The following is an 11,471-nucleotide window of genomic DNA, read 5'->3' on the forward strand; positions in this document are numbered from 1 at the left end:
TAGGGTTCACAGATCGATTTCGATCACCCCATCGGCTTCTGCTGCGCGGCTTTGGCACAGGATCATGGCCCCTTCGCGCTGTTTCTTTGATAAAACGAAATCTCGGTGTTCGACCTCACCCGAGATAACATCGCATTTACAGACGCCGCAGATGCCGTCTGCGCATTTCACATCCACATGAAAACCCGCCTCGTTCAAAACCTGCGCCGCATCCTTGTCTGCTGGTACGGTCAGCGTCTTCCCGGATCGTGCCAGTCTGAGCTCAAACGGATGGTTCTCATATTCGGGTTGTTCGGGAACCGAAAAGTATTCTAGATGCCGGGCCTCTTCGGGGAAGCCTTGCTGTTCTGCCGCTTGCATTACCCCATCCATGTAGCGATCTGGCCCGCAGGTGTAGACATGCCAACCCTCCTTGTACCCAGACAGGACCGCATCCAAATCGGCGCGGGTACCTTCATCTGAGAAATGGTAGTGCACTTGGTCTGCCCACGGCATCGCGGCCAGATCCTCTAGGTACCCTGCCCCGCTCCGGGTGCTGGCTGAATAGTGCAACTCGAAGTCGTGTCCTAGCGCGTGTAGACGATGGGCAAAGGCGATCATCGGGGTGATGCCGATACCGCCACCCATCAGGAAACTCTTGGTTGCTGTTTCGTCCAGTTCGAAATGGTTAATGGGTTTTGAAATGAAAACCTTGCGCCCCTCAGAGAAGATACGGTGCAGCAACGCCGAACCACCGCGCCCCTCATCCTCGCGCAGCACGCCGATCTGATAGGTCGACCTGTCTGACGGATCGCCGGACATCGAATATTGCCGCAGGTATTCCGGTGCGACCAATACGTCCAGATGTGCGCCCGCTGTCCATCCCGGCAGGGGCGCACCGTCCAGCGTTGAGAATTCATACTTCGTTACATCAGCAGTCATCTTATCGACCTTGGTCACGGCAACCCGCATCACCGGTGCATCACCGCTGATCTGATAGCGGTGGATGACCGACATATCCCCGCTGGCCTTGCGCGACTTGTATTCATCGGTTGTCACCATGGCCTCATAGGCCGCAATCCCGGCCTCTCGATCCATGGCAAAGGGATAGGGCCACGGGTGCGGGGCCAGATAAGCGGGATAGACAGCCAGCGTCTGATCTTCGTATTTCAGGTCCAGATCCGTTTGCAGGTCACGCCGGTTCAACGGGTGCGTTGTGGGGCGATAGGAACCGTCCGGCTGCAGCTCGATATCCCACCACCATTTCTTGATGTCGTTCAGACCGCCATTGCCGACCGCATCGTCCAGCTTGGCCAATGCAGGCGCGGCAGAGGGGATGTTCATCGCGGCCCAGCGGAACGGCCGTTCCTTGAAGATGCCTTCAAGGTTCCACGGGCAGGTTTTCATGCACCGCCCACACATCGCCCCTCCCGGTGTTGTCACACGATAGGTCGCACATTTCTGGCTGTCGGATTTCCAGATTTCATAGCCGTTGAACATCAGCTTCGGCCCGGCCGTGATCGCACCCGACGGACATTCGCGCGCGCATTTGTTGCAAGACTCGCAAAAGCTCTGCAAGCCGAAGTCAACCGGCTTGTCATGCTCCATCGGCATATCGGTGGTCACAGCCCCGGATTTCAAACGAGGGCCCAGATATGGGTTCAGGATCACTTCTCCGATCCGACTGACCTCACCCAGACCGGACAGCAACAGAAGCGGCGGTTGCAGCACCTCACCATCCATCACCGTATGCGCCTTGGCCTTGTAGCCGAGGTTGCGGATTTGTTGCGCAATCACGCCGCCCAGCAGCGAAAAGCGCAGATAGGCGCGCATGGATTGGGCAACGCTGATCCAGTCGTCACCGCTGGCGCCTTCCATCGTTTCATAGCCCTGATCGATGATCATGCTGATCGCCTGATCATGGGGCGGTACGATTTCTTCACCCGTCGCATCATGAGAATACCACGCCCATTCTGGGCAGCGGCTAAGGCCCACCGCATCGACTCCGAGGAAATAGGTCGCCGCTTTTACATTTGCCGCATTCCTTTGGGCGTCAGTTGGTTTTATAGCCTCAGCGCTTTCGCCATCCTGCAACAGCACGAAGGCCCCCAAGGCACGCCGTTGGGCAAAGCTGGGCGCGGCCTTGCGGACATAGTAACCGCCCTTTGCCGCATCCTGCAGCGATTTGCCCATATCCCCGAATTGCGCACGGGCAAACATGTCAGCGCGTTTGGGAACGCGGGCGACGTTTTCTTCGTCGATATACGTGGTTGGTGTCTCGACCCGTTTGAGTTTCTCGAATGGATGCGCCCCGTCCACGTACCGTCGTTTGGAATACGGATCACGGTTCAGGGCATTCTTGGCAAAGCCCGTTCCCAACCACCATGCTGGCCCTTGCGTCCGGAACCACGGCTGTTGCGCCATGGGTCGGAGCGGTCGGTCATGGGCAATCGGCATCTCAGTCGTGACGGCAGCCAGACCAAATCGCGTGCCCAGCCACGGCGCAATCAATTCACCGTCTTCGACTGTGACCAGCCCGGCGGCCACGGCCAACTTGCCCAAATCAACCTCAGAGGACATCACGCTATGCGCGCGCGCGTCATAACCCAGCAGACGGATATAGTTGGCGATGACCACGGCATTCTCGGTGGCCAGCAGACAGGCGCGATGATCCTGCGCATCGGTTATCCAGTCTGCGCCGGGTTCTGACGGGTCTGGGTCGCGGTTGTGTTCGTACAGAAACACGATGCTATGCTTGTGGCTGTCAATCGGCCCGGGCGAAGCCTCCATACTGTCTTTCAGATCGGCCATGATGACGTCGATCCCCGAGGCCAGAGTCTTGGTCTGGCGTGTGCGCAACGCATGGGCAAGCCGGTCGATATCCGGGTTGCGGCGCGGCTGCGCCAGCAAAGCAGCCGACGGCAAAGGCCCGCAGCCCATCATTGACGCATCGTTGAAATACCCAAACGCTTTCAGATGGTCGGCACGTTCCTGCGGGTCTGACGGTATCTCTGACGCGACCGGGTTCACCAGCCCGTCGCGAATGGCGTCCATCATCGCCTGAAATTCGCCCATCGCGTTGACGATGCTGCCTGGATGTTCCGGTCGATGAAAACTCAGTTCAGCCATCGAAGGCACAAGCGACAGGTCCGACCCTTCGTCCGTCCGGGCCAAACGCTCCAGCGGGTAACGCCCCATGTGAACGGGCCGGTTTTTATCCGAGAAAAAGCGGATTCCCATTATGCGCCTCCTGTTGCTTACCATCTCCTATCCCGACATGGACAGCAAAACCATTCATGCATAATCATAAACGGTATGAGTAAAATCGATTTCACTGACCTCGACGGCAAAGTCCTGCGCACATTTCTGACCATACTCGAGGAAAGCTCGGTCTCGAAAGCTGCGGACCGACTGGGCGTCACACAATCCGCGATCAGTCATACCTTGGCCAAGCTGCGGCAAGTGTTGGGTGATCCGCTGTTTGTCCGTTCGGGTCAGGGCCTGACCCCGACCGAGCGCGCCTTGTCCCTGAAAGACCCGGTGCAGAGCGTGCTGGACGGGATGCGCGCGCTGACCGACGAGCGGCCGTTCGATCCGTTGTCTGAACGGATGGAAATTCGCATCGCAACCAATGACATGCCGCGCGAGTTGATCTTTCCACGGTTGCTGCGCGAATTCCGAGCCGAGGGTGCGCGTCTGCAATTGGAATTCATCCCCTCAGGAGTACCAGACCCTGACCTGCTGCGCAGTGACCGATGCCAGTTGATGCTTACCCCGCTTCCACCCGACGGGCCGGACATCTTTCAGAAACGGCTGATTAACAGCCCTCTGATGGTGTTCTACGACGCCGCGCAACGCAATCCGCCGGACACCTGGCAAGCCTATTGCAACAGCGATCATGTCGAGGTGCGCTTTGCTGATGGCCGAAGCGCCCGTGCGGTCATGCGTGGCGTGGATCAAAGCCAGATCAGACCCTCTGTTGTGACCTTGCCGCATTTCAATGCAATCCCCGCGTTTGTGCGGGGCAGCAATCTGATCTCGACCGATACTGCGCTGATGAAACAGGGGCCACTCGCCACTCTGGATTGTGCCCCGCTGCCTTTCGAGTGCCCGCCTGTGTCCATCTACATGGTCTGGCATCAGCGATCCGCAAATGACCCTGCCCACCGCTGGTTGCGTGCCCGGATCGAGGCAATCGCAACCACGCTTCAGACCTGAGACAACAGCCAGCTGCGCATGATCTCAACCAGTTGCGGCTGGCGCGGCTGGCGCGGCGCGACGATGTAAAATCCAAAATCTTCGATCAAAACATCCTCAAGCGGCCGGACAAGACGGCCCGAGGCAACCTCGGGCGCGACCAGCGGCGCATTGGCCAGCGCGACCCCCTGCCCTGAGAGCGCGGCATCAATCGCAAGACTGGTCTGGCTGAAACTCATCATTCGGGGCTTGCCGTTTACGCCCACCCTCTCAAGAAACAAGGGCCACAGCCCATGGGTGTCATTGAGCAGCACTTGGCCCAGCAGGTCAGAGGGATGGGTGACTTGTCCGGCAATGGCGGGGCTACACACTGGGACGAATTCGGTTGAGAACAATGGCTCGGCAACCAGGTCAGATCCAAACGGCGCCCTGCCCTGCCTGACCGCCAGATCCACGCCATCCGATTTGAAATCTGCCAGGCGCTCGCGTGCATCCACTTGAACCGAGATATCCGGATGCAGGTCTGTGAACCCCGACAATCGCGGTACCAGCCATTTTGATGCAAAGCTGGGCGTGACGGACAATGTGACCCGGCGGTCAGGAGACAAATCTTCAACGGCTTCTTCGATCAACCTGAAAGCCCGGCGTAAAGGTGAATGAAACCGGCGCCCGGCTTCCGTCAACCGCAAGCCACGTGGCAGACGGTCGAACAGAACCTCGCCCAATCGCGCCTCGAGCCCCCGTACCTGCTGCGCAACGGCGCCTTGCGTCACGCCCAGTTCTTCGGCGGCCAGTCGAAAGTTCAGATGCCGCGCAGAAGCTTCAAAAGCCCGCAAGGCGTTCAGAGGGGGAAGGGCGGCCATGGCATGATCCTGTAGATTTTCTACAGCATAGAGCCAGCATAACTGATTGGTCAAACCGGGCCTTGATCGCCATCTTGGAATCAAATGAAAACGGAGATATCAGATGGAAAAAGTAGCTCTTATCACAGCCGGCGGCAGCGGCATGGGTGCAGATTCCGCATGCAGACTAGCTGCAGACGGATACAAGGTGGGTATTCTGTCCGCCTCGGGCAAAGGCGAAGCCCTGGCGCATGAGTTGGGCGGCGTCGGTGTGACCGGCTCGAACCAGTCCACTGAAGATTTGCAAAAGCTTGTCGATGCGGCGATGGCCCATTGGGGTCGCATCGACGTTCTGGTCAATTCTGCAGGTCACGGCCCCCGCGCGCCGATCCTTGAGCTGACGGACAACGATTGGCACACAGGCATGGATGTTTACTTCCTGAACGCCGTCCGTCCGACGCGACTGGTGACGCCGATCATGCAGGCGCTGGGTGGTGGGTCGATCATCAATATCTCGACCTTTGCCGCATTCGAACCTGATCCGGTATTTCCGACATCTGGTGTGTTCCGAGCTGGTCTGGCCGCTTTCACCAAGCTGTTCTCGGACAAATATGCCTCTGAGAACATCCGCATGAACAACGTTCTTCCGGGCTTCATTGACAGCCTGCCCGAGAAAGAGGAGTTCCGCAGTCGCATTCCAATGGGTCGCTATGGACGCAGCTACGACGAGATCGCTTCGGTCGTGGCCCTGCTGGCATCCGAAGGGGGCGGCTACATCACCGGGCAGAATATCCGGGTGGATGGCGGCATCACCCGGTCTGTCTGACCTCAGAACCGTGCCTTTATCAGATGTGTCAACGCTGCGCCGGATTCAAAAAAGGCGCGGCGCACGCGTGTCCAGCTTTCGCGATGCTCAGGCACGGCGGGCACAGGTAAACGTGACGGGTCTTCGGCAAGAAGGCTCTCGGCCATCATGCGACCAAACGCCGTGCCGGGTCCGATGCCGCGACCGGAATACCCGTGGGCGGCTAAAGCGTTCGGACCGATCTGCGTGATCTTCGGGATATGGTCCGAGGTCATGGCGATCCGCCCGTGCCAACCCTGCTCAAACGGCTGGTCGGCGAGTTGAGGGTAAAGCTCTGCCAGTTTGCGTCGGACCCAGGCGGTGTGTGCGCTCTGACCTGCATTACCAAGGTCGCCCATGCCGCCAATAATCATGCGACCTGCCTGATCCAATCGAAACGACGTCATGATCAAACCGGTATCCCAGCACCCTTCTTCTTGCGGCAGAATGCTGGCGCGCAAGTTATGCGATAGCGGAGCGGTCGCGTATTGAAAATAATAAACCGGCACATAGGCGGGCGCGGTATCTGGCAAGCCAAGGTGATAGGCGTTGGTCGCCTGAATGACGGACTTGGCTCGCACCACCCCGCCCGGTGTGGTCAGCACCCATTGGCCGTTTTCATGGCGCATGGTCTGCACCGGGCTTTGCCCGTGTATCTGCGCCCCGGTCTGCGCCGCCGCTCGCGCCAATCCGACCACATAAGCCATCGGCTGTATGGTTCCGGCGCGAGGATCGAACAACGCCCCATGGAAGGCATCGCTACCGGTTCTTTCCCGCGCCTGATCCATCGAAAGCAATTCCACCGGTGCACCTGCTGCGCTCAACTGCGCGTGGCGCGTTTGAAGGTTTTTCAAACCAGCTGCGGAATGCGCGCAATGCAAGGTTCCGTTACGCACAGGCTCACATGCGATGCTGTGTTTTTCGATCAATGCAAACACATCAGACGGGGCCCGCGCCAGCAGATCAATCAGGCGATCTCCGGCCACCTGTCCGATATGCGCGCGGATTTCGTCCGGCGGCAACCAAAGCCCTGCATTGGCCAAACCGACATTACGGCCCGATCCGCCAAAGCCGATCTCCTGCGCCTCAAGCAGACAGACCGAAGCACCGGCCTGGGCAGCTTCCAAAGCCGCTGAACATCCGGTGTATCCACCGCCAATGACCGCCAAATCAACAGAAGTATCAGCGGTCAGGCGAGGTGCTGAAACAGTCTCGGCACAGGTGCTGCGCCACAGAGCATTTTCGGGATCGTTCACGTCGGGCCTCTGAAGTCTTTGGCCCGGATCATCATATCGTTTTCCCCCCTTGGCAAGCGGGCACGTCAAAGCGTGCCTGCGACGAAAAAGACCCCGCAGTCGCGGGCTTTTCCCGCGCCTGGCAGGCCCAACCGGAGAAGGTATTCCGGCAGGAATGATGACGACGGAGGTAAGCCCCTTGGAAACCGTCAAACGTCGATCGAGCGTGCGATCAACTCTTTCATCACCTCATTGGTGCCGCCGTAGATCATCTGCACGCGCGCATCCGCATAAAGACGTGCAATCGGATATTCCATCATGAAGCCATAGCCGCCGAACAGCTGCAGACATTCGTGCATGATCTCGTTCTGCACCTCTGAACCCCAATATTTGGCCATCGAAGCGGTGGCCGCGTCCAGCTCTCCAGCTTCCAGCTTTCCGATACAGTCGTTGATGAAGCTGCGCAGAACCTCGGCTTTGGTCTTGCATTCGGCCAGCTTGAACCGGGTGTTTTGGAAGTCCATCACCCGTTGCCCAAAAGCCTTGCGTTCCTGAACGTATTTGACCGTTTCAGCGATGGCGAAATCAATCGCGCCCAGCGCCATGATCGCGATGTTCAACCGTTCCCACGGCAGTTGTTTCATAAGCTGGTAGAAGCCCTGCCCTTCCTCAGCTCCCAGCAGGTTCGTCATTGGCACTTTGACATCTTCAAAGAACAACTCGGCCGTGTCGTTGCCCTTCATTCCCAGTTTTTTAAGGTTGCGCCCCCGGCGGAAGCCATCGGCCCCTTCGGTTTCAACCACGATCAAAGACACACCACGCGCGCCTTCGGATTTGTCTGTCTTGGTCGCCACAATAATCAGGTCAGCTGACTGCCCATTCGTGATGAAGATTTTCGAGCCGTTCAAACGATAAGAGTTTCCGTCTTTTTCAGCCGTCGTCCGCACCGCCTGCACGTCTGACCCGGTGCTAGGTTCCGTCATCGCCAACGCGCCAACCATCTCGCCCGAGGCAAGTTTAGGCAGCCATTTCTGTTTTTGATCTTCGTTGCCATAGGCGGTGAGGTAATGCGTCACAATCGACTGAATGCCATAGCCCCAACCGGCATCGCCACGCGCGCCCTGTTCGTAGGCGGTGATTGCATCGAACCCCATGCCGCCGCCGACACCACCATACTCTTCGGGGATTGCTCCCGCCATAAGTCCGGTTTCACCCGCCTTACGCCAAAAGTCGCGATCCACCACACCGTTTTCGACCCAGGTTTCGATATTCGGCGTCAGTTCGTCATCCATGAACCGGCCCGCCATGTCGGCAAACATGCGGTGTTCATCGGTGACCCAAGCTGCGGTTGAAGTGAAAAGTGGCATCGAACGCTCTCCAGAAAGTCTTTTGTTAAAGCCTAGCGCTCTGTCCGATTCACGCCAATGCGTGTGACGCCGCGTCCTGAAGTGGAACAACGCAACGTTCATTGCCCGACAATCCAAGCAGAAACAGTTTAGCTGAGCAGGTTTAGTTCAGTGCCGAGGCCAGCAGTTTTTTCGCCGCATCCTTGGCGTCCCGCGCAGGATCACAGTGTTGAAGCAGAACGGCAGAGACAATTGCTCCCTCTTGCAAAAGTACAATCTGGCAGGCCAGTTTATGCGGATCCTGAGCACCGGCCTGTTCAGCAACCGAAGTGAAATGGTCCAGCAGGAATTGCTTGTGCTCGGCAGCCTGTACATGGATCGGGTGATCCGGGTCCTGGAATTCAGCGCCTGCCTTGATGAACATGCACCCCCGGAACTCATCTTCTTCGAACCATTCTTTCAAAGCGTCAAAACTGACAAGGATTTGCTCGACCGGAGTCTCTGCCATCTCATCGATGCGTTTCAAGAACCAATCGCGAAAGTTTTCGTCCCGCAGACGTAGTGCCGCAAGGATCAGTTCTTCCTTGGTGCGGAAGTGCTTGTACATCGATGTTTTGGACACGCCCGTTTCCACCACCAGCTTGTCCATGCCAGTCGCGTGAAACCCATCGCGGTAAAAGACCTTCAGGGCCTTGCTCACCAGTTCGTCCCGTTTGTTTGGGCGCATGATTCGGCTCCATAGTGTACCGTTCTGTACATATTAGCCCAAAACGCAAAGTACAATAACATCAAATCAAGTCCCTGATTTTATGTAACTTTATTGACTTCAACAGTCTCAAATTGAAATTTTTTGAAGATTGCCCTTGCAAAAGTTAACAGATCGGTACACTTTGAGGTCGAAAGTTAACAGATCAGTACACCAGAGGATTTGACCGATGAAACGTCGTGCCAGCATTTTTCCATCTCAGTACGTTCCGTTCCTTCTGACCATGGCCCTTCTGGCCGCATCACTTGCCTGAAAGCTCTTGCCTTATGTCTCGCCCCCCTCTGCCCCCTTTCACGCTTGAAACCGCGACTCAGAAAGTGCGGATGGCGGAAAACGCCTGGAACAGTCGCGACCCCGACCGGGTGACGCCCGCCTACACCGAGGACAGTCATTGGCGAAACCGGGCCGAGTTTTTGACTGGCCATGCCGACATCCACGCCTTCCTGACGCGCAAATGGCGGAAGGAACTGGACTATCGCCTGATCAAGGAACTCTGGGCCTTTTCCGGAAATCGCATTGCAGTGCGCTATGCTTATGAATGGCGAGACGACAGCGGCCAGTGGTTCCGCTCTTATGGTAACGAGAACTGGGAATTTGCCGAAGACGGGCGCATGTCGCATCGCCACGCCTCATTGAACGATCTGCCGATCACCGAAGAGGACCGTCTGTTTCACTGGCCGCAAGGCGAACGCCCCGAAGATCATCCCGGACTGTCAGATTTGGGTCTTTGAAAGGACTTACCATGCCCCGTGCCTTTTCCCAACGTGCCTTCACCCCTGCCGTCCGCGCCCATCAAGAGCGGATGGGATCGGCAAAAACCTATGCCAAGTTCATCGAAAGTGGACCACAGCAGGGCCACTTTATCGGCGAGCCCGAAAAAGAGTTCATTCAGACACGGGATGGGTTCTATCAATCCACTGTGTCCGAAACCGGCTGGCCCTATGTGCAGTATCGCGGTGGTCCTGTGGGGTTTTTGAAAGTGCTGGGGCCGCAGACCATCGGCTATGCGGATTTTTCCGGCAACAAGCAATATATCTCGCGCGGGAACCTAGATGGGAATGATCGTATCGCGATGATCCTGATGGATTACGCCAACCAACGCCGCCTGAAGGTCCTGGGGCGTGTCGAGTTTACCGAAGGCGAAGCGGCCGCAGCCAGTTTGTATCCCGAAGAGGCCGAGACCCCGGCGGAACGGGCCGTGATCATCCGCGTCGAGGCGCTGGACTGGAACTGCCCGCGTCACATCACCCCTCGCTTCACCGAAGCCGAGCTGCGCCCCCATCTGAACACGCTTGGACAACAGCTGGCCCAGTTGCAGGCACAGAATGAACGGCTGAAGCAACAACTGGCCAAGTCAGACTAACCCGCCGGACTGTCAAAGAAATTCGATATTCAGGAAAGGAATTTGCGCAATGGTTCGTTCAGTCTTTCAACTCTCGGCGGCGTGTCTTGCAGCGGCAGCCCTGATATTGCTGATCCTGATGCTTGGGTTTTTCGCCTCACCCAGCGCTGTGCGCACGTCTCCTTCCGTGTTCAGCACAATGCTATTTGATCACCTGCAGCAGGAGTGAAAGGCGATCAGCCTCGACTGGCTTTGACCATTGCTGCAATACCTGCGGCGCAAAACTCGACCAAGGGCTCTATGTCAGGCTGATCACCACCTTGCGACAGCGCCCTAACGCGCCAGCCGCTGTTGAGATGCGCCAACATGGCTGAAACCGTATACACCTGACCACTGGCCAACACTGCCGGATCAACATCAGGATAAAGCGCAGCAATCTCTGCGATAAAATGCTGGGCCGTCGGATCGAAACACTCAGCCGCAATGTCGCTCCACCTTGGATCGACGGACACATGCGCCACTAGCCGGCCATAGGCCATCCAGCCCGGACCACCTGTTTCAGCCAGCTCTACATAAGGGCGGATAAAGCTGTCCAGAATGCTGTGCAATGTCAGCGACCCCTCGGCCCTGGCTTTGTTCAGCGTCTCGACCCGCAACTGCGCCAACTCATCCGCGCGGCGGGCGACGGTGCGATAGAAAAGCTCTTCTTTTCCACCGCCGTGATGGTGCACCAGGCCGATCTGCACACCCGCCAAAGCGGCAATATCGCGGATCGAGGCGCCTTCGAATCCCCGTTCGGCAAAGACCAATTCCGCTGCATCCATGATCCGCGCCCGCGTCTCCAAAGACCGCTTGGACGGTGCTCTTTGCCTTGGTTTTTCTATGTTTTTTAGACTCATGATTTTCACCTTGCCTTATTT

At 57.5% G+C, this 11,471-nt stretch carries 10 protein-coding genes; 4 read left to right on the forward strand and 6 right to left on the reverse strand.

The genetic code is table 11. The features are described 5' to 3' along the window. Window positions 1-6: 6 nt before the first annotated feature. Window positions 7-3,219, reverse strand: coding sequence for a reductive dehalogenase (locus GS630_RS18335; protein ID WP_171621280.1), 3,213 nt, complete (start codon window positions 3,217-3,219; stop codon window positions 7-9). Window positions 3,220-3,294: 75 nt separating this feature from the next. Here GS630_RS18335 and GS630_RS18340 point away from each other — a divergent pair, with 75 nt between their 5' ends. Then, complete coding sequence (locus GS630_RS18340) at window positions 3,295-4,197, forward strand: LysR family transcriptional regulator (protein WP_171621281.1); 903 nt, start codon at window positions 3,295-3,297, stop codon at window positions 4,195-4,197. Here GS630_RS18340 and GS630_RS18345 read toward each other — a convergent pair. Further along, complete coding sequence (locus tag GS630_RS18345) at window positions 4,188-5,039, reverse strand: LysR substrate-binding domain-containing protein (RefSeq protein WP_171621282.1); 852 nt, start codon at window positions 5,037-5,039, stop codon at window positions 4,188-4,190. The genes GS630_RS18340 and GS630_RS18345 overlap by 10 nt on opposite strands. Before the next feature lie 103 nt (window positions 5,040-5,142). Between GS630_RS18345 and GS630_RS18350 the strand changes: the two genes are divergently transcribed. Next, window positions 5,143-5,844 (forward strand): SDR family oxidoreductase, encoded by a 702-nt coding sequence (locus GS630_RS18350; RefSeq protein WP_171621283.1) that lies wholly within the window; start codon window positions 5,143-5,145, stop codon window positions 5,842-5,844. A gap of 2 nt (window positions 5,845-5,846) precedes the next feature. Here the strand turns inward: GS630_RS18350 and GS630_RS18355 are convergent, their stop codons facing one another. The 3 genes from GS630_RS18355 to GS630_RS18365 form a co-directional block, all read right to left on the reverse strand. Continuing rightward, window positions 5,847-7,118 carry an FAD-dependent oxidoreductase gene (locus GS630_RS18355; protein ID WP_171621284.1) on the reverse strand — a complete coding sequence of 424 codons (1,272 nt, stop codon included), beginning with the start codon at window positions 7,116-7,118 and terminating at the stop codon, window positions 5,847-5,849. A 188-nt stretch (window positions 7,119-7,306) separates the two neighbouring features. After that, window positions 7,307-8,464 (reverse strand): acyl-CoA dehydrogenase family protein, encoded by a 1,158-nt coding sequence (locus GS630_RS18360; RefSeq protein ID WP_171175986.1) that lies wholly within the window; start codon window positions 8,462-8,464, stop codon window positions 7,307-7,309. 142 nt (window positions 8,465-8,606) lie between these two features. Further along, a complete protein-coding gene (locus tag GS630_RS18365) occupies window positions 8,607-9,170 on the reverse strand; it encodes a TetR/AcrR family transcriptional regulator (RefSeq protein WP_171175988.1) in 564 nt (187 codons plus the stop codon). Window positions 9,171-9,475: 305 nt separating this feature from the next. On the opposite strand from GS630_RS18365, the gene GS630_RS18370 reads away from it, so the two are divergent. Both GS630_RS18370 and GS630_RS18375 read left to right on the forward strand, forming a co-directional pair. Further along, complete coding sequence (locus tag GS630_RS18370; RefSeq protein WP_171175990.1) at window positions 9,476-9,940, forward strand: nuclear transport factor 2 family protein; 465 nt, start codon at window positions 9,476-9,478, stop codon at window positions 9,938-9,940. An 11-nt stretch (window positions 9,941-9,951) separates the two neighbouring features. Next, window positions 9,952-10,572: a pyridoxamine 5'-phosphate oxidase family protein gene (locus tag GS630_RS18375; protein WP_171621285.1), complete on the forward strand. Its 621-nt coding sequence runs from the start codon at window positions 9,952-9,954 to the stop codon at window positions 10,570-10,572. A 215-nt stretch (window positions 10,573-10,787) separates the two neighbouring features. Here the strand turns inward: GS630_RS18375 and GS630_RS18380 are convergent, their stop codons facing one another. Continuing rightward, the gene (locus tag GS630_RS18380; protein ID WP_171621286.1) at window positions 10,788-11,450 is read right to left on the reverse strand and encodes a TetR/AcrR family transcriptional regulator; all 663 of its coding nucleotides are present in this window, start codon (window positions 11,448-11,450) and stop codon (window positions 10,788-10,790) included. Between the last annotated feature and the right edge of the window lie 21 nt (window positions 11,451-11,471).

This window comes from Ruegeria sp. HKCCD7303, assembly GCF_013111185.1.
Taxonomy (GTDB): Bacteria; Pseudomonadota; Alphaproteobacteria; order Rhodobacterales; family Rhodobacteraceae; genus Ruegeria.

Coding starts and splice junctions, on each gene's coding strand:
- GS630_RS18335 (WP_171621280.1), bottom strand. CDS start 3,219: ATGGGAATCCGCTTTTTCTCGGATAAAAACCGGCCCGTTCACATGGGG.
- GS630_RS18340 (WP_171621281.1), top strand. CDS start 3,295: ATGAGTAAAATCGATTTCACTGACCTCGACGGCAAAGTCCTGCGCACA.
- GS630_RS18345 (WP_171621282.1), bottom strand. CDS start 5,039: ATGGCCGCCCTTCCCCCTCTGAACGCCTTGCGGGCTTTTGAAGCTTCT.
- GS630_RS18350 (WP_171621283.1), top strand. CDS start 5,143: ATGGAAAAAGTAGCTCTTATCACAGCCGGCGGCAGCGGCATGGGTGCA.
- GS630_RS18360 (WP_171175986.1), bottom strand. CDS start 8,464: ATGCCACTTTTCACTTCAACCGCAGCTTGGGTCACCGATGAACACCGC.
- GS630_RS18365 (WP_171175988.1), bottom strand. CDS start 9,170: ATGCGCCCAAACAAACGGGACGAACTGGTGAGCAAGGCCCTGAAGGTC.
- GS630_RS18370 (WP_171175990.1), top strand. CDS start 9,476: ATGTCTCGCCCCCCTCTGCCCCCTTTCACGCTTGAAACCGCGACTCAG.
- GS630_RS18375 (WP_171621285.1), top strand. CDS start 9,952: ATGCCCCGTGCCTTTTCCCAACGTGCCTTCACCCCTGCCGTCCGCGCC.
- GS630_RS18380 (WP_171621286.1), bottom strand. CDS start 11,450: ATGAGTCTAAAAAACATAGAAAAACCAAGGCAAAGAGCACCGTCCAAG.